This is a genomic window from Edaphosphingomonas fennica (assembly GCF_003034225.1).
GTDB classification, from domain to species: Bacteria; Pseudomonadota; Alphaproteobacteria; order Sphingomonadales; family Sphingomonadaceae; genus Sphingomonas_E; species Sphingomonas_E fennica.
Genome location: NZ_PHHF01000035.1, coordinates 109914 through 134698 on the forward strand (window position 1 = coordinate 109914; position 24785 = coordinate 134698).

Sequence of the window (24785 nt, forward strand, 5' to 3'; positions counted from 1 at the left end):
GTTGCCACGCGGAGAGTGGCGGTTCGGCGGCGCTAGGGAATACTCGTTTCAGAGTCCATCAGGCGGCACGCAATGTCGGTGCAGGCCGAGCGAGGGCTGCCGAACCGGCCGGTGATTCCAAAGCAGATGAAACCCGCTTCTGTCCGAAGCTTGCGGTTCAACCCTGCGGCTTCGCCCCCGGCCCGGCCGGCGGGCGGCGCCAGACGGCGATGGCGTAGATCACCAGCGCGACCAGGGCGAACAGGAACCATTGCACGGCATAGGCGCGATGATTGTTGGGCACGTTCAGGGGTGAAGGCTTCTCGCTCGGCTCCAGCCCCGGCGCGGCCGTGTCGGCGACGAGGATGAACACGCGGTCGCGGTCGAAATCGATCAAGCCGCTCACCGGCCCGCCGAGCGCCGGAGCCTTGGGGGCTTCGGAGCTGCGCGACCAGCCATAATCGACCGCCATGCCCGGCCCCTCGCCGCCGCCCGTGCGGCAGGAGGCGATGTGGCGCCAGCCCTGCTCGCCCTTGCGGTTGCGACCTGCCCGCGCATCCCAGTGCGTCACCTCCAGGCAATGGCCCGATGCCCTGCGGAAGACGAGGTTCTCGTCCGGCACCGGCACGGCGGGAAAGGCTGTGGGCGGCAGGCCTTCGGCGGCGGCGTAACGCGCCAGCAGCGCTTCCTTCCATTCGGCGCGGCGGAGCTGCCAGATGCCCAGCCCCACCATCAGCGCCACCATCGCCAGCACGAACAGGGTCGGCCAGAAGGGCAGCCGCCTCACGGCTGCTCGTCCCGTGCCGCTTCCTCGACGATGCGGCCCTCGCGCGCGGCGTTGCGATATTCCAGCGCCAGCAACATGCCCTTGGCGACGCGCAGCGATCCCAGCACGGCGCCGGCGGTGATCGGTATCCACAGGATCAGGTGCAGCCAGAATGGCGGATGGACGGCCAGTTCGAACAGGATCGCCATCGCGGTGACGGCGGCGCCCACCCCCAGCGTCAGGAAGGCCGCCGGCCCGTCGCCCACGTTGAAGCTGGCGAAGGAAAGGCCGCATGCCCGGCAGGAAGGCGCAAAACTGGCTGCCCCCGCGAACAGCGTCTTGGCGCCGCAGCGGGGGCAGAGGCCGCGAAGGCCGGATTCGAGGGGTGTCGGGCTGGTCATGCCAGCGCCGCCCCGGCGCGATCCACCAGGGCGGCGATGATCGTCATCAGCCGTGGACCGGGGCGCCCCAGCCGCCCCACACATAGACGGCGGCGAACAGGAACAGCCACACCACGTCCACGAAGTGCCAGTACCAGGCGGCCGCCTCGAAGCCGAAATGCTGCTTCGGCGTGAAATCGCCGCGATAGGCGCGGATCAGGCAGACGATCAGGAAGATCGTGCCGACGATCACGTGGAAGCCGTGGAAGCCCGTCGCCATGTAGAAGGCGGCGCCATAGTTCAGGCCTTTGAAGGCGAAGGGCGCATGGGCATATTCATAAGCCTGGATGCTGCTGAACAGCAGGCCCAGCAGGATGGTGAGCCACAGGCCGGTCTTCAGGCCCTTGCGGTCGCCTTCCAGCAGCGCGTGATGCGCCCAGGTGACGGTGGTGCCCGAGCAGAGCAGGATCAGCGTGTTGAGCAGCGGCAGGTGGAAGGGATCGATCACCTCCAGCCCCTTGGGCGGCCACACGCCCGCCGTCTGGACCAGGCTCACCGCGCCGTCGGTCACTTCCACCGGCGCCGGGAACAGCGCGAAATCGAACCACGCCCAGAACCAGCCGACGAAGAACATCACTTCCGAAGCGATGAACAGGATCATGCCGTAGCGCAGGTGGAGCTGCACGACCGGCGTGTGATCACCGGCATGCGCTTCGCGAATCACGTCCGACCACCAGCTGTAGAAGGTGAACAGCAGCAGCGCGACGCCCGCCAGGAACACCGCCCCGCCATGGGCCGCCTCGTGCATCCACATGATGCCGCCCGAAGCCATGACCAGCGCGGCCATGGACCCGGACAGCGGCCAGATGCTCGGTGGCAAAATGTGATAATCGTGGGTCTTGGCGCCGGCCATTCTTTCCGTCCCCTTTGGCTCTACCGTGCGTCGTCCTTAACCGCCGTTCCCGGCGGAATCCACCGGGAAGAAGGTGTAGGAAAGCGTGATTTCGTTGATATCCCTGGCATCCGGATCGTCGAGGATCCTCGGATCGACATAGAAGACGACCGGCATCCGCACCGATTCTCCGGGCTTCAGCGTCTGCTCCTTGAAGCAGAAGCATTCGATCTTGGTGAAATATTGCCCCGCCTGGCTGGGCGAAACGTTGAAGGTCGCCGATCCCGTGACCGGTTTGTCCGAATTGTTCGTGGCGTTGTAGAAGGCCATGTCCCTTGCGCCGATGGCCACGCGCTGCACATGCTCCTCGGGCGCGAAGCTCCACGCCATGCCCGGCTTCACATTGCCGTCGAAGCGCACGTTCACGATCTTGCCGACCACCGCGCCCGGCGCCTTCGCGCCTTCGGCCTTCTGCGTCGTGCCGTTGAAGCCGGTCACCTGGCAGAACATGCGGTAGAGCGGCACGCTGGCGAAGCCGAGGCCGATCATCGCGCCCACGATCGCGGTCGCCATCAGGCCCACCCGGCGGTTGCGTTCGGCCAAGGTCGCCATGGTCAGGCCATCTTCGCGATCGAGATCGCGTAGAACAGGATCACCAGCGCGCCCAGCAGCAGCGCCATCACCAGCGCGCGGGAACGCTGGCGGCGGCGGATCTCGTCGTCGGGAAGCGGATTCATGCCAGCACCATCCGATCGGCGACCAGCGCGCCGAACAATATGAAGAGATAGAGGATCGAATAAGCGAACAGCCGCCGTTCCGGCTTCATCTTCGCCTGATCCGCCTCCTGGCTGAAGGCGACGCGGGCGGAAAGCAGCAGGAACAGGCCGGAAAGCGCCACGGCGGCAAGGCCGTAGATCGCGCCCGTCAGCCCCAGCGGCCACGGCGCGACGGCGGCGGCCACCATCGGCAGCGTATAGAGCAGGATCTGCGCCCTCGTCGTCCGCGTGCCTGCCACCACCGGCAGCATCGGCACCCCGGCATTGGCGTAGTCGGTGCGCACGAACAGCGACAGCGCCCAGAAATGCGGCGGCGTCCACAGGAACACGATCGCGAACAGCAGCACCGGCAGCAATTCCACCCGGCCGGTCGCCGCCGCCCAGCCGATCAGCGGCGGGAAGGCGCCGGCCGCGCCGCCGATCACGATGTTCTGCGGCGTCCGCCGCTTCAGCCACACCGTGTAGACGAGCACATAGAACAGGATCGAAACCGTGAGGATCGCGGCAGCCAGCAGGTTCACCGCCAGCCCCATCAGCAGCACGGAGAAAGCGCCCAGCCCCACGCCGAAATGCAGGGCGGACTGGCGGTCCATCCGCCCGGCGGGCAGCGGCCGGCCGGCGGTGCGCCGCATCTTGGCGTCCAGATCGGCCTCATACCACTGGTTGAGCGCGCCGGCCGCGCCCGCGCCCAGCGTGATGCACAGCATCGCGGTGAAGCCCAGCACGGGGTGGATCGACACCGGCGCCGCCAGCATCCCGCACAGCCCGGTGAAGACGACCAGCGTCAGCACGCGCGGCTTGCAGAGCGCGAGGAAGTCCCGCCACTCGGCCGTGGCCGCGCCTGCCGGCTCCATCGCTGTGGTGTTCATCGCGGTCGTGTTCATCTCATTCCAATTCCGGCGGGTCGATACCCGCTCATGGGCTGGCCGCCGCCCCGGCGCGAACCGGAACGGCGGCCATCATTCCCCTTTCGATCGCCGCCGATCTCAGTCGATCTTGGGCAGCGTCTCGAACTGGTGGAACGGCGGCGGGCTGGAGAGCGTCCATTCCAGCGTCGTGGCGCCTTCGCCCCACGGATTGTCCTCCGCCTTCTTGCCGGCGATCAGCGACCAGATGACGTTCACGAAGAACACCACCATGCCGGCCGCCATCACCTTGTAGCCCAGGGTGGCGAGGTGATTATACTGCGTGAAGGCATCCGGATAGTCGGGGTAGCGCCGCGGCATGCCGTCCAGGCCCAGGAAGTGCATCGGGAAGAACAGCAGGTTCACGCCGATGAAGAACACCCAGAAATGGAGGTGGCCGAGGAACTCGTTATACTGCTTCCCCCACATCTTGCCGAACCAGTAGTAGAAGCCGGCGAAGAGGGCGAACACGGCACCCAGCGACAGCACATAGTGGAAGTGCGCCACCACATAGTAGGTGTCGTGCATATAGTTGTCGACGCCGCCATTGGCGAGCACGACGCCCGTCACGCCGCCGACGGTGAACATGAAGATGAAGCCCAGCGCCCACACCATCGGCGTCTTGAAGGTGAGCGACCCGCCCCACATCGTCGCGATCCAGGAGAAGATCTTGATGCCGGTCGGCACCGCGATCACCATCGTCGCCGCGGTGAAATACATCTTGGTGTTCACGTCCAGGCCGGTCGTGAACATGTGGTGCGCCCACACGATGAAGCCGACCACGCCGATCGCGACCATGGCGTAGGCCATGCCGAGATAGCCGAACACCGGCTTCCGGGAGAAGGTGGCGATGATGTGGCTGACGATGCCGAAGCCCGGAAGGATCATGATGTAGACTTCGGGGTGGCCGAAGAACCAGAACAGATGCTGGTAGAGGATCGGATCGCCGCCGCCGGCGGGATCGTAGAAGGTCGTCCCGAAGTTGCGGTCGGTCAGCAGCATGGTGATCGCGGCGGCGAGCACCGGCAGCGCCAGCAGCAGCAGGAAGGCGGTGACCAGCACCGACCACACGAACAGCGGCATCTTGTGCAGCGTCATGCCCGGCGCGCGCATGTTGAAGATGGTGGTGATGAAGTTGATCGCGCCCAGGATCGAGCTCGCGCCCGCGATGTGGAGCGAAAGGATGCCCATGTCGACCGACGGCCCCGGCTCGCCATAAGTGGAAAGCGGTGCATAGACCGTCCAGCCGGTGCCGGCGCCGCCGAAGAAGGGCGAGGCGAGCAGCAGCGTGAAGGCCGGGATCAGCAGCCAGAAGGACACGTTGTTCATGCGCGGGAAGGCCATGTCCGGCGCGCCGATCATGATCGGCACGAACCAGTTGCCGAACCCGCCGATCATCGCGGGCATGACCATGAAGAACACCATGATCAGGCCGTGCGCGGTGACGAGCACGTTCCACAGGTGCAGCGCCTCGTCGAAGGTGCCGGGTCCGTGCAGCATCGCCAGCCAGGTCGGCAGATACTGGATGCCCGGCGCCGCCAGCTCGGCGCGCATCAGGCCGGAGATCCCGCCGCCGATGATGCCGGCGACGATCGCGAAGATCAGATAGAGGGTGCCGATGTCCTTGTGGTTGGTGGACATGAACCAGCGGGCGAAGAAGCCCGGCTTGTGATCGGCATCATGGTGCGCATGATCGTCATGCGCCTGGAAATGGGCAGCGGTGGCTGTCGTATCGGTCATCTGCTGTCAGCCTCAGTTCGTCGTCGCCGCGGCGGCGGCGGGAGCTGCCGCCGGCGCTTCGGCGGGGGCAGCTTCGTTGGCGGCGGGGGCGGCCTCGCCGGCGGGGGCCTCGGCCGCCTCGCCCGGCATGGTGCCGCCCTTCGACTTCACCCATTCCGCGAAACGGGCCGGCTCCACCACCTCGACGGCGATCGGCATGTAGGCATGGCGCGCGCCGCACAGTTCGGAGCACTGGCCGAAATAGACGCCGGGGCGATCGGCCTTGAACCAGGTTTCGTTCAGGCGGCCGGGCACGGCGTCCATCTTCGTCCAGAAGGCGGGCACGGCGAAGCTGTGGATCACGTCGTTCGAGGTTACGATCAGCTTCACGACCGCGCCGACCGGAACGACGATGCGCTCGTCGACCGCCAGCAGGCGGGGGCCGTCCGCGTCGGTGCGGAAGCGGTCGCCCGGCTTAACCTCGTCCTTCTCCTTCAGCATGTTGGAGACCAGCTCGAAGTCGCCATTGTCGGGATATTGGTAGGTCCAGTACCACTGGTTGCCGATCACCTTGATGGTGAGATCGGCCTTGGGCTGGTTATATTGCGCGGCGAGCAGGCGGATCGAGGGGACCGCGATCACCAGCAGGATAAGCACCGGCACCAGCGTCCACACCACCTCGATGAAGGTGTTGTGCGTCGTCCGCGACGGCACCGGATTGGCCTTGGCGCGGTAACGCACGATCACCCACAGCATCAGCGCCAGAACGAAGACGCAGATGGCGGTGATGATCGGCACCAGCACGCTGTTGTGCAGCCACTGGCCATCCTCGCCCAGCGCGGTCACCTGCGGCTGGATCTTCCAGCCGCCGGGAATCGGCTGGCCGATATCCGCTTCGGGCGCGGCATGCTGGAAGGCAGGCTTTGCGGATTCGGGGGCGGCGGTCGCCGCGGCGACCGGCGCAGCAGCCGTTTGGGCCGCGACGGGCGCGGGAGCGCCCTGGGCAAGCGCGGCTGCGGGCGTCGCAGCCAGCGCGAATGCCATCAACATCGTCTTCAGCGTACTCATCTCACCCCCGGTCAGCGCCGCTTCCCTCGCGGCTGTTCGTCTCTATGCGGGCTTATCGCGATTGGGGGGCTTATAGGCGCGGGTGTCGCGGGTCTCAAGCAGGGTAATCGCAGAATTTCGGGCAGTTGATGCACGCGCCCGTGCGGCCTATCTGGCGGGGCATCGAACCGCCGGGAGAAACGACATGACGGATGAAGAGATACTGGCGGAATTCCGCGACGCCGATGCGCTGCTCGAAGGCCATTTCATTCTGTCCTCAGGGCTGCGTTCGTCCCGATATCTGCAGTGCGCGCGCGTGCTGATGAACCCGGCGCGCGCCGCGCGGCTGGCCGAAGCGCTGGCGCGGAAGATACCGGACAAGGTGAAGATCCAGCTCGGCGCGGTGGTATCGCCGGCCATGGGGGGCGTGATCGCCGGGCATGAGATGGGCCGCGCGCTCGGCCTCGACGCGATGTTCGTCGAACGCCCCACCGGCACGTTCGAGCTGCGCCGCGGCTTCCGCCTCGCACCGGGGCTGAAGGTGCTGCTGATGGAGGACGTCGTCACCACCGGCCTCTCCTCGCGCGAGGCGATCAAGGCGGTGGAGGAAGCCGGCGGCCAGGTGATCGCGGCGGCTTCGCTGGTCGACCGGTCGGACGGCAAGGCCGATCTCGGCGTGCCTTTCTACCCGCTGATTCGCATCGCCGTGCCGACCTATGCGGCCGATGCGCTGCCGCCCGAGCTCGCGGCGATCCCCGCGATCAAGCCCGGAAGCAGGGCCGCCTCATAATCAACCCTCCTTATAAAAGGATGCCGCCGCCATGACCGGCCGTCTCCGCCTGGGTGTGAACATCGATCACGTCGCCACCATCCGCAACGCGCGGGGCGGCGATCATCCCGATCCCGTGCTGGCGGCGATTCTGGCGGCGCAGGCGGGCGCGGACGGCATCACCGCCCATCTGCGCGAGGACCGCCGCCACATCACCGACGGCGATATCGATCGGCTGATGGCGGAAATCGCCCTGCCCCTCAATCTGGAGATGGCGGCGACGGAGGAGATGCTGGGCATCGCGGTGGCCCACCGGCCGCACGCCGCCTGCATCGTGCCCGAACGGCGGGAGGAGCGGACGACCGAAGGCGGCCTCGACGCCGCCGGCCAGTTCGATCACCTCCTGCCCTTCGTCCGCAGGCTGGGCGATGCCGGTGTCCGCGTCAGCCTGTTCATCGAACCCGATCCCCGCCAGATCGAGGCCGCGATCCGGCTCGGCGCGCCCGTGGTCGAATTCCACACCGGCCGCTATGCCCATGTCGACGGCGCCGATCGCACGGCCGAGCTTCGCCGCATCGCCGATGCTGCGGCGCTGGCCGCCAAGAACGGGATCGAGCCGCATGCCGGCCACGGCCTGACCTTCGACAATGTCACGGCCATCGCCGCCATCCCGCAGCTCGCCGAGCTGAACATCGGCCATTTCCTGATCGGCGAGGCGATCTTTACCGGCCTCGGCGCCAGCGTGGCGCGGATGCGCGAACTGATGGAGCAGGCACGATGATCATCGGCATCGGTTCCGACCTCTGCAATATCGAGCGCATCCAGAATTCGCTCGACCGGTTCGGCGAGCGCTTCGTCAACCGCGTCTTCACCGATGTGGAGCGCGCCAAGGCCGAGCGGCGCCAGCTCACCCGCGCGGCCACCTATGCCAAGCGCTTCGCCGCGAAGGAGGCTTTCTCCAAGGCGGTGGGCACCGGCTTCCGTTCGGGCGTGTTCATGAAGGACATCGGCGTGGTCAACGCGCCGTCGGGCGCGCCGACGCTGGCGCTGACCGGCGGCGCCAAGGCAAGGCTTGACGCGATCACGCCGCCGGGCCACGCCGTTGACGTGCATCTGACGCTGACCGACGACCACCCCTGGGCGCAGGCGTTCGTCATCCTCTATGCCCGCGCCGTCTAGGCGCCGCCCGGATCTAAGGAGTGGATCGCTTGAGCGATCAGCAAGTATCGATGAGTATCGAAGACACCGCCCAGCCCCAACCGCAGCCGCAGGCCCCGCTGCCCTCCACAGCCGATTCCCGGCCGAAGACGGATTGGTGGGCGGAGGCGAAAGGCGTGTTCTGGCTGGTGCTGGCGGTGCTCGCCTTCCACAGCTTCCTCGCCAAGCCCTTCTACATCCCGTCCGAATCGATGATGCCCACGCTCATCAAGGGCGATCGGCTGGTGGTGACCAAATATCCCTATGGCTGGTCCTATGTGTCGCCCAGCATCACCCGCATCCCCGGCGCGCCGGGCCGCTGGCTCGGCCGGCTGACGGGGCAGGATTATCTGTCGATCCCCTTCATCCACGGGCGCCTGTTCGGCCACCTGCCCCAGCGCGGCGACGTGGTGATCGCCAAGCCGCCGACGCAATATACCGATTATATCAAGCGGGTGATCGGCCTGCCCGGCGACCGGATCGAGCTGCGCAACGGCGTGGTCATCCTGAACGGCGTGCCGGTGAAGCGGCAGTTCCTGTCGCCCGCGATGATCCCGATCGATCCCAACATCCCCTGCGACACGCCCGACGTCTATCGCCTGCGCGTGACGGGGCCGGACGGCCGCGAATATTGCCAGATGCCCCGCGTCCGGGAAACTTTGCCCAACGGCGTCAGTTACGACACGATCGATCTCGGCCCCGGCGGCCAGAACGATGATTATCCGGCGCTGACCATACCGGAGGGCCATGTATTCCTGATGGGCGACAATCGCGATCAATCCGCCGACAGCAGGGTCTCATCGATGGAAGGCGGCCTGGGCGGGCCGGTTCCGGTGGAAAATCTGGGCGGCCGCGCGGAATTCATCACCTTCTCGCTCGATGGCACCTCGACGCTGTGGAACCCGATTAGCTGGTTCACGGCGATGCGCGGCGGCCGCGCGGGCACCAGCCTGCGCCCGGCCCATGCGGAGGCCCCCGCGCAATGAGCGACGAGGCGCGCGCGCCCGAACAGCCCGGCCCTTCGGATTTCCGCGATCCGATCACCACCCGGGAACTGAAGCGCGCCGCCGTCTGGCTCGGGCTCGCCGCCGGCATCGTGCTGGCCTGGTATCTGATCCAGACATTGCTGCTGATCGCCGGCGGCCTCGTCATCGCCTCGATGCTGGACGGCGGCGCCCGCCTGCTCGGCCGGGTGCTGCCGATCCGGCGGGGCTGGCGGCTGGCGATCGTGTGCCTGGCCGTCACCGCCTTCCTGCTCTGGACCTTCTATTTCGCGGGCGCCTCGATCGGCGCGCAGTTCGGCACGCTGCGCATCGTCGTGACCGAACAGTTCAACCGCATCGTCGATTGGGTGCAGGCGATGGGGCTGATGCCCCGCGACAGCGCCAACGCGATCGGCGAGCAGGTGATGGGATCGCTCGGCCGGCTCACCAGCGCGCTCGGCACCGCGATCGGCGCCGTCTCCAGCATGGCGATGATCCTGGTGATCGGCGTGTTCGTGGCGATCGAGCCGCGCCTCTACGAACGCGGCTTCGCCTGGATGTTGCCGATGGAAAGGCGCCAGGAATTCTACGAAACCTCGGCCAAGCTCGGCTACACGATGCGCCGCCTGATGGCCGGGCGCCTGCTCGGCATGGCGGTGGAAGGCGTCGGCACCTGGCTGCTTCTGCTGGTGGGTGGCGTGCCGATGGCGGCGCTGCTCGGCATCCTCACCGGCCTGCTCGCCTTCCTGCCCAATATCGGCGCGATCGTATCGGGCCTGCTGCTGGTGCTGGTCGGCTTTTCGGCCGGGGTCGAGACCGGGCTGTGGGCGATCGCCGTCTATTTCGTCGTGCAGACGGTGGACGGCTATCTGATCGTGCCGACCGTCGCCAAGCGCTCGGTGGATCTCGCGCCCGCGCTGGTGCTCAGCGCCCAGCTCCTCCTGGGCTCGCTCTGCGGCATCCTCGGCCTTGCACTGGCCGATCCGCTCGTCGCGATGATCAAGGTGCTGCTGGAACAACGCTCCGACGCCAAGGCCGAGGAAGCCGCGGCCTCCGCCGTCACGCACCGCATCACGGGCTAAGGATCGCTCGCGCCGTCCGGGGGCCATGCCGCTGACGGATGGGGCGCGACGGTCGACTGGAGCCGGCATTTCTTCCCCATCGTCATGCCAGCGCAGGCTGGCATCGCTCACCGCTGCAAGCGGCAGCACCTCGGCACAGCACCCAGCCGCGACACGAGGCCAGCCTGCGCTGGCATGACGATGGGGGGGGGAGGCGACAAGGGAAAATGTCGCGCCATGCCGGAACTGGCGCGCGCCTCGCAGAGCGCAAACGGAAAGACGGCGCCCCGATGCCTCGGGACGCCGCCTGCGTCTTGGTCGACGATGTCCGCCACCGGAGCCCGGCGGCCGGGTGATCACATGCCGGGATGGCCTTCCATGCCGCCGCCCATGCCACCCATGCCACCCATGCCGGGCATCGCGTTCATTGCGCCGGGCTGCACGGCCAGCAGCTCCAGGTCGAACACCAGCACCGCATTGGGCGGAATCTCGCCATTGGGGCCGGCGCCGGCATCGCCATAAGCGAGCCTCGGCGGCATCCAGAAGCGATATTTGGAGCCCTGCTTCATTAGCTGCACGCCTTCGGTCCAGCCCGGAATCAGGCCGGTCACGGGAAGGGTGGCGGGGCCGCCATGCCGTTCGGAGGCGTCGAACACCTCGCCCGTCTTGGCCAGCTTGCCCTCATAGTTCACCAGCGTGAGGTCGGCCGGCGTCGGCTTGGGGCCGTTGCCTTCCTTCAGCACCTCATATTGCAGGCCGGACGGCAGCGTCACGACGCCGGCGCGCTTGCCGTTATCCGTCAGATATTCGTCCGGCGTCTGCGCCGCGACGACGGCCGCCTTGGTCGAAAGCCAGGCGGCGCCGATGCCGACGGCGGCCAGCAGGCCGATGCCGATCCACAGCTTGGTAAGCGAGCCCTTCTTGATCGGACGCAACGGAACGGCAGTCACGGACATGGGGCAGGCTCGCTATGTCAGAATGGACAGGTCATCTTTCTCGGGCGGGGCCTTGCGGCCCCACACGATGCGGCGTCTTACCGGACGCCGTCACGCTCGGCGCGCTTGCGCTCCAGCTTGCGCGCGCGGCGGATGGCGGCGGCACGCTCGCGCGCGCGCTTTTCCGACGGCTTCTCGTAATGACGGCGCAGCTTCATCTCGCGATAGACGCCCTCACGCTGCAGCTTCTTCTTGAGCGCGCGCAGCGCCTGGTCGACATTATTGTCGCGAACAATGATTTGCATAAGGCCGTCGATCTCCAGTCTCTCGCTTCCGCAGGGCGGCTTCCGGCCACTCGACGGACGTGAATAGGGTTCGCCGCGAACCCCGGTCCGCGTCGCAAGGCGTGCGCCCTAGCAGTGGGTGGGCGATTCTTCAACCCGAAAAGGCCGCTTCCCGCCGATAGGGCTGCGGCTCGACAGCGGCAAAGCGGCGCGGCACTATATTGACATAATTGTCAGGAGAGACGCCATGGCCACCGCTATCCCGGAACGGGCCGGCATCAGCGAGGCGGAATGGTCCGCCCGCCAGCAGCTTGCCGCCTGCTACCGCGTGTTCGATCACCTCGGCTGGACGGAACTGATCTTCAACCACATCACCCTGCGCGTGCCGGGGGAGGAAGGCGCCTTCCTCATCAACCCCTTCGGCCTGCATTTCAGCGAGGTCACCGCCTCCAACCTCGTGAAGATCGATATCGACGGCAACAAGCTTTCCGATTCGCCCTGGGGCGTGAACCTGGCCGGCTTCGTCCAGCATGCCGCCTTCCATCGCCACCTGCCCGACGCGCATTGCGTGATGCACACCCACACCACCGCCGGCATGGCCGTGGCGTGCCTGGAGGACGGGCTGTCGATCAGCAATTTCTACGCCGGCCAGATCGCGGGCCAGATCGCCTATCATGATTTCGAAGGCATCACCGTGCGCGACGACGAGGCCCCCCGCCTGATCGCCAATCTGGGCGACAAGCGGCTGATGATCCTGCGCAACCACGGCCTGCTTTCGATGGGGCCGACGCTGCCGATCGCCTTCCTCAGGCTCTGGGCGCTGGAACGGGCCTGCCAGATCCAGGTGGCATCCGCGCCGATGGGCCGCCTTCGGGAAATTCCGGCGGAGGTGCTGGCCGTCCACCAGCGCGATCAGGCCAAGCTCGTCCGCCCCGGCATGCCCGGCGAGGCGGAATTCAACGCCCTGGTCCGCCTGGTCGATCGCAAGGATCGCGGCTGGCGGGATTGATCCCGCCGGGCCGCGCCCCTTCCGCGTCAGGCGAAGACCTCGGCATAGCGCTCGCTCGCCAGTTCGCCGTCGCCCGCGCTCAGATCGACATAGATGGCGGCCGTCAGCACCGACCACAGCGCATAGACCACGGCGTTGATGGCGACCTGAATCACAAGGATGCCCACGGTCACCCCGCCCGGCGTGGCGAGATCCGGCTTCGCCATGAACGCGCCGATCGCGATGATCGAAACGACGATGCCGATCCCGCTCAGCAGCAGGAACAGGCTCCCCCGCGCGCCCCTGGTGATCGCGCGGCTATATCCCAGCGCCGCAAGCACGCCTTCCTGCCGCGCGATCAGCGCGGGTCCGGCCACCGCCCACATCAGCGCCACGATGATTCCCGGCACCACCAGCAGCAGCGAAGCACCGAATATGCCCAGCCAGGAAAGGATCGTGAGGCCGATCATCGCCGGCAGCGCCCGCAGCGCACCCGGCACGATCTCGCTCATGCCGCGCCTCACGCCTGCCGCCTCGTCGATGGTGATGCGGAACAGCGCCGCCTGCATCGCCGCATTGGCGATGAGGCCGAGCATCGTCATCCCGCCGGCAAGGCCCATCCCCCTGGCGGCCGCGTCCCTGCCCGGTTCCCCGAGCGCGTAGCTGATCGCCGCCGGCACCGCCATCGACACCGCCGCAATGCCGAAGATCGCCGCCGGCCGCGCGCCGACCACGGCGCCCGTGCACCGCATCACCCGCCCGATATCGAGCGCATTATCCTCATAGGCCATGATATTCCCCCAATTCCCCGGCCAGGATCATTCCGCGTCCCCAAGCTTTTGTCCATAGGGCGGAATCGGGGCTTTCCGTCGGCCCGCGATCCGCTCTAAGCATGGCTCCGGGGAATTTGGGGGAAGCTCTTGGCGGCGTCGGGCGGCATTGGCAGCACGGGCATCAGCGATGCGGATTTCGCCGCCGCGCATGAAAAGCTGCGCGCCGATCCCGCGCTGCAGTTCGATCTGCCGACGATGCCGCCGCCCGATCCGCCGCCTGCCTGGCTCGTGCGGCTGCTGAAGGCGATCGCGCCCTATATGGAATATATCGCCTGGGGCCTGCTGATCCTGGCCGCGCTGGCGCTTCTCTATATCGTCGCGCGCCACCTCCTCGCCCACGGCCTGCCCTTCTTCCGCCGCAGGGCCGTGGCGGAGGAAGGGCAAGAGCCCGAATGGCGGCCCGAAGCCGGCTCGGCCCGGCAATTGCTGGCCGAGGCGGACGCGCTGGCCGCCGCCGGCCGCCATGCCGAGGCCGTCCACCTCCTCCTCGTCCGCAGCATCGAGGAGATCGAGCGCCGCCGCCCCCACCTCGTCCGCCCCGCGCTCACCGCGCGGGACATCGCCGCCGCCGATGCGCTGCCGGGCAAGGCGCGCCGGGTCTTCGCCGGCCTGGCCGGGCTGGTCGAGCGCAGCCTGTTCGGCGGCCGGCCGGTCGATGCGGCGGCGTGGCGCGATGCGCGCGCGGCCTATGAGGATTTCGCGCTGCCGGGGGCCTGGCGGTGAGCGCCGCTTCCGCCTCCCCCTTCTCTGTCCGCACGATGTTGTGGGTGGTGGCTGCCGGCATCCTCGCCTTTGCCGGCCTGCTGATCCTCGGCACCTATGCCCCCGATCTCAGGAACGGGCGCAACGGCGGCGCGCATGCGCTGTCGACGTCCGCGATCGGCTTCCACGGCCTTGCCGACCTGATCGACGGCCTGCCCTGGGAAGACTGGTCCTATTTCGTCCGCAGCGACGGCGAATGGGACGGCAAGGAACTGCTGGTCCTGACGCCCGAGCCGGGCACGGATCCGGACGAGATCGGCAAGCGCCTCGCCCCGCGGGCGGACAAGCCCACCCTGATCGTGCTGCCCAAATGGTGGGTGCGGCAGATGCCGCAAAAGCCCGCCTGGGTGGAAAGCGCCGGCACCCTGCCCGTCGAGGAGATTCAGCGGCTCATCCGCCAGGTGCCCAATTTCGCGCTCCACCGCAGCGCCGGCGGGCAGCTCCGCGCGGTGAACGGCCTGCCGGCCGATGCCGCCACCGGCGCGCCCGCCCAGCTCCAGACCATATCAGGCCGCAACCTCCGCCCGCTGATCGTCGATGGCGAAGGGCGGATCGTGCTGGCCGAGGTGGGTGGACGGCCGCTCTATATCCTCGCCGATCCCGATCTCCTCAACAATCAGGGGCTGGCCAGCGCCGATACCGCGCGGGCGGCGATCGCGATGATCGACTGGCTCAATTCCAGCGGCGCCGAGACGGTGGATTTCGATCTTACCCTCAACGGTTTCGGCCGGTCGCCCAGCCTGATGAAGCTGGCGCTGGAGCCGCCCTTCCTGGCGCTTACCCTCTGCCTGCTCGGCGCGGCGCTGCTGGCCGGCATCCAGGCGCTGTTCCGCTTCGGCCCGCCCGCGCGGGAGGAACGCGAGATCGCCTTCGGCAAGCGCGCGCTGGTCGATAACAGCGCCGCGCTGCTCAAGCTCGCCCGCCGCCAGCATCGCGTCGGTGGCCGTTATGCGCTGCTCACCCGCGATGCCGTGGTCGCCGCGACCGGTGCGCCGGCCCAGGCGGACGAGGCCGCGCTCGACGCCTATCTTGATCGGCTGGCCGAGCCGCGCTTTTCCGAACTCGCCGCTGCCGCCCGCGCTGCCGCCGATCCGGCGGAACTCGCGCAGGCGGCGCGCGCACTCTATCGCTGGAGAAGGGACGTGATCCGTGAAGGTTGAAGAGGTGAAGGCGCTCGCCGACGATATACGCGGCGAAATCGGCAAGGCCGTCGTCGGCCAGGCCGAAACGGTGGAGCTGATGCTGGTCGCCCTTTTTTCCGCCGGCCATGTCCTGCTGGAAGGGCCGCCGGGAACGGCCAAGACCTTCCTCGCCCAATGCTTCGCGCGGGCCACCGGCCTCGATTTCGGTCGCATCCAGTTCACGCCCGATCTGATGCCCGGCGATATATTGGGCGCCAATCTGTTCAACTTCCAGACGAGCAGCTTCACCCTGACGCGCGGCCCCATCTTCACCGATCTGCTGCTGGCGGACGAGATCAACCGCACCCCGCCCAAGACGCAGGCCGCCCTGCTGGAGGCGATGCAGGAACGCACCGTCACCATCGACGGGGAAACCCTGCCGCTGGGCGCCCGCTTCATGGTGGTGGCCACCCAGAACCCGATCGAGCAGCAGGGCGTCTATCCCCTGCCGGAAGCCCAGCTCGATCGCTTCCTGTTCAAGCAGACCGTGGATTATCCCGACGCGGCGGAGGAACGGCGGATCATCGCCAGCCACGGCGTCCGCTTCGGCGCGCCGAAACCCGAGGATTGGGGCGTCGCCCCCCGCGCCGATGCCGCGGCCATCGATGCGGCGGTCGCCACCGTCGCGGAGGTGCGGCTGGTGGACCAGGTGATCGATTATATCGTCGCCCTGATCCGCGCGACCCGCGATGTCGCCGATCTGGAAAGCGGTGCATCGCCGCGCGCGGGCGCGATGCTCGCCGCCGCCGCGCGTGCGCGCGCCGCGCTCGACGGGCGCGATTTCGTGATCCCCGATGACGTGAAGGCGCTGGCGCCCGCCGTGCTGCGCCACCGTGTGATCCTTTCGCCCGCCGCCGAGATAGACGGCCGGCAGGTCGAATCGGTGGTCGCCGAGATCATCGAGCGGATCGAGGCGCCGCGTTGATCTACCCCACCCGCCGCGCGGTGCTGCTGGCGGCGGCGGGCGCACCCGCCGTGCTGGTGGTGGGCGTGCTCTGGCCGGCTTACTGGTATGCCGGCATCGGCTGGACGCTGTTCGTCTTCGCGCTCACCGCCATCGACGCGGTGTCCGGCGCCTGGCCGCGCGATCCGCGCATCGATGTGGAGGCGCCCGACACCGCCGGCGTGGGCGCGGGCCTCAAGGCGCTCGTCCGCGTGGCCTTCACGGGCGCCGCGCCCGCATCGGCGGAAATCATCCTCGAACATTCCGATCTTCTGGAAACGCCCGACGGCCCCAGCCGGACGATCGCGCTCGCTGGCGGCAGCGGCGCGGCTTCCCTCCCCCTCGCCGCCGCCCGGCGCGGCGCGGCGCGGCTGGAGGCGCTGTGGCTCCGCTGGACAGGCCCGCTCGGCCTCACCTGGAAGCAGCGCCGCGCCCCCCTCGACCTGCGGATACTCATCACCCCGGACGTGCATGCCGTGCGCGATCGCGGCGCGCATCTCTTCCTGCGCAGCACCATGCACGGCCTTGTCGCCCAGCTGGATCGCGGCGATGGCGCGGAGTTCGAATCGCTCGCCGATTTCCAGCCCGGCATGGATCGCCGCGCGATCGACTGGAAGCAGTCCGCCCGCCATTCCAGGCTGCTCGCCAAGGAATATCGGACGGAGCGCAACAACAATATCGTCTTCGCCCTCGATGCCGGCCGCAACATGTGCGAGCCGCTGGACGGCGTGCCGCGCATCGACCGTGCCGTCTCGGCGGCGCTCCTCTCGGCCTATGTCGCGCTCAAGCTCGGCGATCGGGTGAGCCTGTTCGGCTTCGATTCGCGCCCGCGCATCACCAGCGGCGCGGTTGCGGGCGCGCGCGCCTTCGGGCTGATCCAGCGGCTGGCGGCTGAGATCGATTATTCGGGGGAGGAAACCAACTACACCCTCGCCCTCACCACGCTGGGCGGCCGCCTCAACCGCCGCTCGCTGATCGTCGTCTTCACCGAATTTTCCGATCCCACCAGCGCGGAGCTGATGCTGCGCGCCGCCGCCGGCCTGCTCGACCGCCATCTCGTCCTGTTCGTGGTGCTGGAGGATCGGGAACTTGTCGATATTGCCGCTGCCGAGCCGCACGATCCCGACGACGTCACCCGCGCGGTGATGGCGGCGGAGCTGCTGCGCGAACGCCGCATCGTCATCACCCGCCTGCGCCACAGCGGCTTCCACGTGCTGGAATCGCCCCACGACCGCGTCGGCCTGCGGCTGGTGGACTATTATGTCGATCTCAAGCGACGGAACCTGCTGTGAATCCGTTCCGCTCTCCCGCCGCACCGGCCGATCCCGCCGCCACCGCGCGCCGCTTCCGCGAGGCGCATGAGGCGGACTGGCGCCGCCTCGACGAGTTGCTCACGCTGGCCGAGAAGCGATCGCTCCGCGCGCTGGACGAGGAGGAGCTGATGGCCCTTCCCGTGCTCTACCGCCAGGCGCTGTCCTCGCTCTCGGTCGCGCGGGAAACATCGCTCGATCGCGCGCTGGTCGAATATCTCGAAAGCCTGAGCGCGAGGGCCTATTTCTTCCTCTATGGCGTGCGCACGCCCGCCGGGCAGCGGCTCCGCGCCTTCGTCCTCCACGATTGGCCGGCCTCGGTCCGCGCGCTTTGGCGGGAAACGCTCGTCACGCTTCTCCTCACCGTCGCCGGGGTGGTGGCCGCCTATCTGCTCGTCATCCACGATACGAGCTGGTTCTACTCGATCATCCCCAGCGAGCTTGCGGGCGGGCGCGATCCCACCAGTTCCACCGCCGCGCTGCGCGCCACCCTCCATGCCGAACCCGGCGGGCCGGCGGCCGATCGCGACGGCCTCAGCATCTTCGCCACCTTCCTCTTCACCCATAACGCCAGCGTCGCGATCTTCGCCTTCGCGCTGGGCTTCGCCTTTGGCCTGCCGTCCGCGCTGCTGATCGTCGCCAACGGCTGCACGCTGGGCGCCTTCTTCGCCCTGTTCGCGCCCCGCGGGCTCGGCGTGGATCTGGGCGGATGGCTGGCCATCCACGGCACGACGGAGATATTCGCGATCCTCATCGCCGGGGCCGCCGGCCTGCGCATCGGCCGTGCGGTGGCCTTTCCCGGCCCCAGCACCCGCCTTGCCGCCGCGCGGGAAGCCGGCCGGATATCCGCCACCGCCATGGCCGGCGTGGTGGTGATGCTGATGGTCGCGGGCCTGCTGGAAGGCATCGCCCGCCAGCGGATCGACGCCAATGCCGCGCGCTATGCCATCGGCGGCGGGGCGCTGCTGCTCTGGCTTGCATATTTCTACTGGCCGCGCCGGAGGCCCGCCGATGCCTGAACATGCCGACGAACGGCTCCGCCGCCGCTTCATCACCCCCGAAGGCGTCGATCTCGGCCTCGTGCTGGCATCGGCCGGCGAACGCGCCGCCGCCTTCGCGATCGATGCGGCGATCATCACCGCCACCTTCTTGCTCGCCACCATCCTGCTCCTCGTGATCGGCGCCTGGTTCGGCGGCAATACCGGCCAGATCGCCATCATCCTCTGGCTGCTGGGCCTGTTCGTGGCCCGCAACGGCTATTTCATCCTGTTCGAGATGGGGCCGCGCGGCGCCACGCCCGGCAAGCGCCGCAGCGGCCTGCGCGTCGTCGCCCGCAATGGCGGCCGGCTGACCGGCGACGCCGTGATCGCGCGCAACCTGATGCGGGAGATCGAGCTGTTCCTGCCCCTGAGCTTCTGGTTCTACCAGGCCCATGAAGGCGTGGCGGACGCCGCCACCGCGCTGTTCGGCCTGGGGTGGAGCGGCATCTTCCTGTTCTTCCCGCTGATGAACAGGGATCGCCTGCGCGTGGGCGATCTGCTGGCCGGCACCTGGGTCGTCCGCGCGCCGAAGACGGAGCTGGACCTCGACCTGATCCGCATCGCCGCCCGTCCGCGCCGCGGCCCCGCCTACAGCTTCACCGACGCCCAGCTCGACGCCTATGGCGTCTACGAGCTGCAGACGCTTGAAGACGTGCTCCGCGCCAATGACTGGGCAACGATCCAGACGGTCGCCGAAGCCATCCGCACCCGGATCGGCTGGCAGGCCCCCGGCGGGGACAGCGAATTCCTCAACGCCTATTACACCGCGCTCCGCCTCCGCCTCGAACGCAACCTCCTCTTCGGCCGCCGCCGCGAGAACAAGTTCGATCGGAGGTAGGCATTCCGCCCTGGCACGGGTGGCGTTGCGGAGGTTCCCAGGGGGAACCGCCAGATGCGGTGAGGTCGGCAGGCACGCTTCGCGCGCCTGCCCACCCTCATTCCCCTCCCTCAGGAGGGAGGTTCGCCCGGCCGCGAGGGCCGGGCTACGTCGGTTCAGGCCTTGCGCGTGCCCGTCATCGGGGCGACGCCGAACGCGCCCAGCTTGATGGTTCCGGTCAGCGTGTCGCCGTCGACGGTCGCGGTGGCGTCCATCGTCATCGCCATCGGCACCTTGAGCTCCATCTTCCAGCTCAGCGTGTCACCGTCGACCTTGCCGTCGACCACGTCCAGCGATCCCATCGGCCCGGCATTGCTGCCGGTGAAGGTGTCGCCGTTGCTGACCACCGTGAAGACGGACTTCTGCTCGCCCATCGGCGTCTTGGTCACGCAATCCCACTGTCCGTCGACATTCGCCATGTTCATTCCTCTCCGTTCATTCGGTGGCACAGGGATGGAGGCACCTGACGCTTGCGTCAAGAACCTCCGTATTGGGCAGCGATCAGGCGCCGGGCTTGGCTTCCTCCACCGGCAGGTTGATGCCCTGCGCCTTGAGCTTTTCGAGCTGCGGGCGGACCTTGGCGGCATCGCCCACCACCACCCAGATCAGGTCGTCGGGGCGGATGGCCTCGCGGGCGGCCTTGTCCATCTCCGCGGCGGTCATCGCGCGATAGCGATCGGCGAGCCTGGTGTAATAATCGTCCGGCCGGCCCAGCGTATCGAGCGAAACCAGCCCGGCCAGAAGATCGCTGCTCGTCTCGAACGATCCCGGCAGCGAGCGGATCTGGTTGCTGATCGTGCGGTCATGCTCCTCCTCGTCCACGCCCTTGGCGGTGAGGAAGGTCTTGATGTCGCCGATCGCCGCCGCGATCGAATCGCCGGTCCGGTCGGTCTGCACCGGCGCGATCACGTAGAAGGGCATGGTATCGCGGACCAGCGGGGCGGAGGTGAAGGCGCCATAGGCCCAGCCCTTGTCCTCGCGCAGGTCCATGTTGAGCCGCGAGAGGAAGCTGCCGCCGATCACCTCATTGGCCGTGGTGAAGGCCAGCGGATCGTCCGTGCCGCGGAACGGCAGGAGCTGGCCCGCCATGATGTAGGATTGCGGGCTCTGCGGCCGATCGATCAGCACGATCCGCGCCGGCCGCGCCATGCGGTCCATGCGGAACAGCTTGGCGCCTTTGGGGGTGGCCGGTGCCTGCCACTGGCCAAAGCGCGCCTCCAGCAGCGGCTTGATCTCCGCCAGCGTGGTATCGCCGGTCACGAAGATCTTGCCGTTGTCGGGGCGCAGCCACGCCTGGTGGAAAGCCACCAGATCGTCCCGCGTCACCGCTTTCACTCCCGCTTCGGTGCCGCTGCCGGACATCGGCACGCCATAAGGGTGGATCTTGCCGTAGAGCAGTTCCGGGATCACCCGGCGGGCGATGCCGCGCGGCTGGGTATTCTCCGCCGCGATCGAGGTGACGAGCTGCCCGCGCAGGCGCTCGATCTCGGCCGGTTCGAAGGCGGGGTTGCGCACCACATCGGCCAGCAGGTCGAGCGAGGGCGCGAGATTGGCCTTGAGCGCGAACAGCGAGACGCCGGTGCGATCCATCGACTGGCTGGTGGCGATCGCCGCGCCCAGCCGCTCCTGCTCCTCCGCGATCTGGATCGAGTTGCGCGTCTTGGTGCCCTCGTCCAGCAGGGAAAGCATCAGCGCCTGCGTGCCCAGCTTCTGCTTGGGATCGGCGGCATTGCCCGCGTCGAAGGAAATCGACACCCGCACCGTCGGCACGGTGGTGCGGCGCGCCAGCGTCACCTGCATGCCGTTGGATAGGGTGGTCCGCTCGATCGCCGGGAAGGTGAGGTCGCCGATCGGCTTCACCTCGGGGAACTTGCTGCGGTCGACCGCCGCGATCGAGGCGGCCGGCGCGGCCGCCCCGCCCTCGCGCTTGGGATCGCGATAGTAACGCGGCTCGGCCCGGATGCCGCCGGCGATGGCGATATCCGCCTCGCTGCGCTCGCCCGGTTCCACGGTCAGGCGGTAGGCCGGCCGGCCCAGCCACTTGCGGGTGGCGGCCGCCACCGTCGCGGGCGTGGCGGCGGCGGCTTCGGCCAGATCCTGCTTATATTTGGCGGGATCGTTGGAATAGACCTCGCCCTCGGCCAGCGTCACCGCCTTGCCGCTGAAGCCGCCCACCGATTCCAGCCCGCCGATCTGCGAGGAGATCGCCCGGGTGGCGGCGCGCGTCACCTCGTCGGCGGTTGGGCCGTTCTTCAGGAAATCGGCGATCAGCGAATCGAGCTTCGCCGCCACCTGCGCCGCATCGGCGCCCGGCTTCACATTGGCCGCAATCTCGACGATCGATATCTTCTCGAACGGCTGGACCGAGGCCGAAACGCTCACCGCCGTCTTGTCCTGCCGCACCAGCGCATTGTCGAGCCGCGAGGAAGCGAGCCCGCCCAGGATCGACATCGCGATCTGGAGCTGCGTCGTCTCCGGATCGTTGAGGCCCGGCACCGCCCAGCTCCGCATGATCCGCGTGGTGGCGACGCGATCCTTCATCACCTGGTCCACGGGTGCGGGCAAGGTCGGCACCGTCACCTCCGCGCGCACCGTGTCCGGCCCGCGCGGAATATCGCCGAACCATTTCTCGACGAGGGGCCTGGCGGTCTTCGCGTCGATGTCGCCGGCCAGCACCAGCACGGCATTGTTGGGGCCGTAATGGGCGCGGAACCAGTTCTTCACGTCCTCCAGGCTCGCCGCGTCGAGGTCCGCCATCGATCCGATGGTGGAATGGCGATAGGGGTGCCCGTCGGGGAACAGGGCGGCAAGCTGGGCATATTCGACCAGGCCGTAGGGCTCGTTATCGCCCTGCCGCTTCTCGTTCTGCACCACGCCGCGCTGGTTATCGAGCTTCGCCTGGTCGATCGCGCCGAGCAGGTGGCCCATCCGGTCCGATTCCAGGAACAGCGCCGTTTCCAGCGCGCCCGTCGGCACCGTTTCGAAATAGTTGGTCCGGTCGAACCAGGTGGTGCCGTTGAGGTCGGTGGCGCCCACCTGCTCCAGCGGCTTGAAGAAATCCATGTTGGCGTTTTCGGACCCGTTGAACATCAGATGCTCGAACAGGTGGGCGAAGCCGGTCTTGCCCTTGGGCTCGTCCTTCGATCCGATGTGATACCAGACGGATACGGCCACGATCGGCGCCTTGCGATCCTCGTGCACGATCACGCGCAGGCCGTTGGCCAGGGTGAATTGCTGGTAGGGGATGTCCACCGCCTTCACGAGCGCGCTCACCGGCGCCGGCTTGGCGGCGAAGGCGGGGGCCGTGGTTGCGAGGAGGAGCGCGGCGATCGAGCCGGAGAAGAAACGCGGCATAAGCGGCTTTCCAATATTGGGCGGCCGGGGGCCGGCCGGGATGGCCGCACCCTATCGCTGGATCGTTCCGGGTGCAAAGCAGTTCGCAGAAACGGCACGGCGCTTCGTCCAGCCCCCGCTTTCGGCCGCGCACGATGGCGGCACGCTCCGCCGGCCTTGCGCCATCGAAGGCTGGACGCCGCCGGCCGTTACGATATCAACGGGCGCGGACGGGTTCCTTGGGGCCGCATGGGGAGACGGGCTTAATGCTCCACGATCTGATCAAGCTCGCCTACATGCTGTTCGCCAGCCTCGGCGCGCTGGCCTTCCTCCATGTCTGCCTCAAGGGCAAGGAATTGCAGGCGGTGATCCCCCAGGTGGCGATCGTCTGCGCGGCGGTGCTGTCGATCCTCGTCCTGTCGCCCAACCTGATCCTCACCTCCGTCGCCCTCTTCTTCATCGTCCCCGTGCTGTGCCGCCGGCCGGAGCATCTCGGCGGCATGATGCTGATCTCCATGCTGCTCGTGCCCGAAATGCACACCCATCTCACGGTGGCGGGTGTCTGGCTGTTTCCCTGGGGGCCGTCGCACACGATCGGCCTCGGCGCGCTCATGATGCTGTTCGTGCAGGGAAAGCGGGCGAAGCCGGCGCGCCTGTCCGATATCGTGGCGCTGCTGCTGGTCGCCTATTTCGTGGTCGGGCAGGCGCGCGACACCAGCTTCACCAACGTGCTGCGCGTCACCACCCAGCAGCTGCTCGATCTCTATCTGCCTTATTATGTGGTGACGCGGTCGCTGCGCACCGAATCCGATTTCCGCACCTTCATCGTCTACCTGCTTTCGGCCGGCATGGTGCTGTCGGCGCTGGTCGCGCTCGAATCGGTCACCGGCTGGGTGGTCTTCCGCGAGACGCTGAGCCGCTACGGCCTGGATGCCCAGTGGTTCCGGGTGAAGTGGCGGCACGGCTTCCTTCGCGCCGCGGGGCCGTTCCTCGAAGCGACGGCGATGGCGTTCGGCCTGTCCTTCTTCGCGATGGTGGCTTGGCAGTTCCGCAGCTTCTTCCAGAACAATCTGTCGCGGCTGGCGGTTTTCGGGGCGATCTTCGTGGGCGTCACCGCCTGCCAGTCGCGCAACGCCCATCTCGGCCTCGCGGTAGCGATCATCGCGTCGGAAGCGTTCCGGCGCTTCGCCAAGCCCGCCACGGCCAAGGCGCTCCTCGTCTTCGCCGTCATGCTGATCGCCGTGCCGACCACGCTGTTCCTGAACGAATCCCCCCAGTCCACGAAAACGGGCAGCGATACCGAGGACACCGCCGCCTATCGCGTCCGCCTGTTCCATCGCGGGCTGGAGGAGATCGCCAAGCATCCGCTCATCGGCACCAACCAGGACGAATTCACCAGCCATATGGAGGATATGCGCCAGGGCGAGCGGATCATCGATTTCGTCAACAGCTACATCTATGTCGCGCTCGTTTCCGGCGTGATCGGCCTCGTCATGTTCATCGGCGCGCTGGCGGCGATTCCCGTGATCGCCGTCCGCTTCGCCACCCGCGTGCGCACGCCGCAGATGCACGAGGCGATGGGCTATTATTTCGCGATGGCCCTGGCGGTGCTGCAGATGCTGTTGTTCACCTTCTTCGGCGGGCGCAACTCCTTCATCACGGAGATGACGATCGCGACGGTGATTTATGCCGGCAAGCTCAACCTGGGGGCCGGCGCGGCGCTTCCCCGCCCCGCGCGCCCGCGTGGATCACTGGCGGCGATGCTGCGCGGGCCCGATCCCAACTGGCGGCGGTCCGCCGGGGATTGATGTCCCGGCGGGCGGGC

26 protein-coding genes are annotated in these 24785 nt (G+C 67.9%); 13 read left to right on the plus strand and 13 right to left on the minus strand.

The window, feature by feature from the left end; translation table 11 throughout:
• Window positions 1-157 precede the first annotated feature (157 nt).
• The 8 genes from CV103_RS08335 to coxB all read right to left on the minus strand — a co-directional run bounded on the left by CV103_RS08335 (window position 158) and on the right by coxB (window position 6485).
• Complete coding sequence (locus CV103_RS08335) at window positions 158-766, minus strand: SURF1 family protein (protein WP_107394618.1); 609 nt, start codon at window positions 764-766, stop codon at window positions 158-160.
• Window positions 763-1146 (minus strand): DUF983 domain-containing protein, encoded by a 384-nt coding sequence (locus tag CV103_RS08340; RefSeq protein WP_015459551.1) that lies wholly within the window; start codon window positions 1144-1146, stop codon window positions 763-765. Before CV103_RS08340 ends, CV103_RS08335 begins: the two co-directional genes overlap by 4 nt.
• 46 nt (window positions 1147-1192) lie before the next feature.
• Window positions 1193-2038, minus strand: coding sequence for a cytochrome c oxidase subunit 3 (locus tag CV103_RS08345; protein WP_015459550.1), 846 nt, complete (start codon window positions 2036-2038; stop codon window positions 1193-1195).
• A gap of 36 nt (window positions 2039-2074) precedes the next feature.
• On the minus strand, window positions 2075-2629 hold the full coding sequence (locus CV103_RS08350) for a cytochrome c oxidase assembly protein (protein ID WP_107394619.1): 555 nt from the start codon (window positions 2627-2629) through the stop codon (window positions 2075-2077).
• A 2-nt stretch (window positions 2630-2631) separates the two neighbouring features.
• Entirely contained in the window at window positions 2632-2754 is a 123-nt protein-coding gene (locus CV103_RS23055; protein ID WP_015459548.1) for a hypothetical protein, read from the minus strand.
• Window positions 2751-3677, minus strand: a complete 927-nt coding sequence (locus CV103_RS08355; protein ID WP_015459547.1) for a heme o synthase — start codon at window positions 3675-3677, stop codon at window positions 2751-2753. Before CV103_RS08355 ends, CV103_RS23055 begins: the two co-directional genes overlap by 4 nt.
• A 102-nt stretch (window positions 3678-3779) precedes the next feature.
• Window positions 3780-5438 carry a cytochrome c oxidase subunit I gene (gene ctaD / locus CV103_RS08360; protein WP_070932773.1) on the minus strand — a complete coding sequence of 553 codons (1659 nt, stop codon included), beginning with the start codon at window positions 5436-5438 and terminating at the stop codon, window positions 3780-3782.
• A gap of 12 nt (window positions 5439-5450) precedes the next feature.
• Window positions 5451-6485: a cytochrome c oxidase subunit II gene (coxB, locus tag CV103_RS08365; protein ID WP_107394620.1), complete on the minus strand. Its 1035-nt coding sequence runs from the start codon at window positions 6483-6485 to the stop codon at window positions 5451-5453.
• 184 nt (window positions 6486-6669) lie between these two features.
• Between coxB and pyrE the strand changes: the two genes are divergently transcribed.
• The 5 genes from pyrE to CV103_RS08390 are packed head-to-tail and all read left to right on the plus strand — an operon-like array spanning window position 6670 to window position 10495.
• On the plus strand, window positions 6670-7254 hold the full coding sequence (gene pyrE / locus CV103_RS08370; protein WP_015459544.1) for an orotate phosphoribosyltransferase: 585 nt from the start codon (window positions 6670-6672) through the stop codon (window positions 7252-7254).
• 31 nt (window positions 7255-7285) lie between these two features.
• Window positions 7286-8014, plus strand: coding sequence for a pyridoxine 5'-phosphate synthase (locus tag CV103_RS08375; RefSeq protein WP_107394621.1), 729 nt, complete (start codon window positions 7286-7288; stop codon window positions 8012-8014).
• Complete coding sequence (acpS, locus tag CV103_RS08380; RefSeq protein ID WP_015459542.1) at window positions 8011-8412, plus strand: holo-ACP synthase; 402 nt, start codon at window positions 8011-8013, stop codon at window positions 8410-8412. The genes CV103_RS08375 and acpS overlap by 4 nt, the downstream gene beginning before the upstream one ends.
• A gap of 50 nt (window positions 8413-8462) precedes the next feature.
• Window positions 8463-9416 carry a signal peptidase I gene (lepB, locus tag CV103_RS08385; protein WP_191225148.1) on the plus strand — a complete coding sequence of 318 codons (954 nt, stop codon included), beginning with the start codon at window positions 8463-8465 and terminating at the stop codon, window positions 9414-9416.
• A complete protein-coding gene (locus tag CV103_RS08390; RefSeq protein ID WP_015459540.1) occupies window positions 9413-10495 on the plus strand; it encodes an AI-2E family transporter in 1083 nt (360 codons plus the stop codon). The genes lepB and CV103_RS08390 overlap by 4 nt, the downstream gene beginning before the upstream one ends.
• A 335-nt stretch (window positions 10496-10830) precedes the next feature.
• On the opposite strand, the gene CV103_RS08395 is transcribed toward CV103_RS08390, so the two are convergent.
• Entirely contained in the window at window positions 10831-11430 is a 600-nt protein-coding gene (locus CV103_RS08395) for an FKBP-type peptidyl-prolyl cis-trans isomerase (RefSeq protein WP_107394622.1), read from the minus strand.
• Between the two features lie 77 nt (window positions 11431-11507).
• Window positions 11508-11714, minus strand: a complete 207-nt coding sequence (rpsU, locus tag CV103_RS08400; RefSeq protein ID WP_010126124.1) for a 30S ribosomal protein S21 — start codon at window positions 11712-11714, stop codon at window positions 11508-11510.
• Window positions 11715-11940: 226 nt separating this feature from the next.
• On the opposite strand from rpsU, the gene CV103_RS08405 reads away from it, so the two are divergent.
• Window positions 11941-12702: a class II aldolase/adducin family protein gene (locus tag CV103_RS08405; protein ID WP_107394623.1), complete on the plus strand. Its 762-nt coding sequence runs from the start codon at window positions 11941-11943 to the stop codon at window positions 12700-12702.
• 26 nt (window positions 12703-12728) lie between these two features.
• Here the strand turns inward: CV103_RS08405 and CV103_RS08410 are convergent, their stop codons facing one another.
• Window positions 12729-13472 carry a hypothetical protein gene (locus tag CV103_RS08410; protein WP_107394624.1) on the minus strand — a complete coding sequence of 248 codons (744 nt, stop codon included), beginning with the start codon at window positions 13470-13472 and terminating at the stop codon, window positions 12729-12731.
• Between the two features lie 129 nt (window positions 13473-13601).
• Here CV103_RS08410 and CV103_RS08415 point away from each other — a divergent pair, with 129 nt between their 5' ends.
• From CV103_RS08415 to CV103_RS08440, 6 genes are read left to right on the plus strand one after another with little or no spacing between them, the layout of a single operon-like run.
• A complete protein-coding gene (locus CV103_RS08415) occupies window positions 13602-14237 on the plus strand; it encodes a DUF4129 domain-containing protein (protein ID WP_107394625.1) in 636 nt (211 codons plus the stop codon).
• Window positions 14234-15436: a hypothetical protein gene (locus tag CV103_RS08420; RefSeq protein WP_107394626.1), complete on the plus strand. Its 1203-nt coding sequence runs from the start codon at window positions 14234-14236 to the stop codon at window positions 15434-15436. Before CV103_RS08415 ends, CV103_RS08420 begins: the two co-directional genes overlap by 4 nt.
• Window positions 15426-16382: an AAA family ATPase gene (locus CV103_RS08425; protein WP_015459534.1), complete on the plus strand. Its 957-nt coding sequence runs from the start codon at window positions 15426-15428 to the stop codon at window positions 16380-16382. The genes CV103_RS08420 and CV103_RS08425 overlap by 11 nt, the downstream gene beginning before the upstream one ends.
• Window positions 16379-17692 (plus strand): DUF58 domain-containing protein, encoded by a 1314-nt coding sequence (locus CV103_RS08430; RefSeq protein ID WP_107394627.1) that lies wholly within the window; start codon window positions 16379-16381, stop codon window positions 17690-17692. The genes CV103_RS08425 and CV103_RS08430 overlap by 4 nt, the downstream gene beginning before the upstream one ends.
• Window positions 17689-18729 (plus strand): stage II sporulation protein M, encoded by a 1041-nt coding sequence (locus tag CV103_RS08435; RefSeq protein ID WP_107394628.1) that lies wholly within the window; start codon window positions 17689-17691, stop codon window positions 18727-18729. Before CV103_RS08430 ends, CV103_RS08435 begins: the two co-directional genes overlap by 4 nt.
• A complete protein-coding gene (locus CV103_RS08440; RefSeq protein WP_107394629.1) occupies window positions 18722-19588 on the plus strand; it encodes an RDD family protein in 867 nt (288 codons plus the stop codon). Before CV103_RS08435 ends, CV103_RS08440 begins: the two co-directional genes overlap by 8 nt.
• 155 nt (window positions 19589-19743) lie before the next feature.
• On the opposite strand, the gene CV103_RS08445 is transcribed toward CV103_RS08440, so the two are convergent.
• Together CV103_RS08445 and CV103_RS08450 are read right to left on the minus strand one after the other, a co-directional pair.
• Window positions 19744-20046 (minus strand): hypothetical protein, encoded by a 303-nt coding sequence (locus CV103_RS08445; RefSeq protein ID WP_041865436.1) that lies wholly within the window; start codon window positions 20044-20046, stop codon window positions 19744-19746.
• Window positions 20047-20128: 82 nt separating this feature from the next.
• On the minus strand, window positions 20129-22981 hold the full coding sequence (locus tag CV103_RS08450; protein ID WP_015459529.1) for a M16 family metallopeptidase: 2853 nt from the start codon (window positions 22979-22981) through the stop codon (window positions 20129-20131).
• A 245-nt stretch (window positions 22982-23226) separates the two neighbouring features.
• Here CV103_RS08450 and CV103_RS08455 point away from each other — a divergent pair, with 245 nt between their 5' ends.
• Window positions 23227-24768: an O-antigen ligase family protein gene (locus CV103_RS08455; protein WP_170112593.1), complete on the plus strand. Its 1542-nt coding sequence runs from the start codon at window positions 23227-23229 to the stop codon at window positions 24766-24768.
• Window positions 24769-24785: the final 17 nt, after the last annotated feature.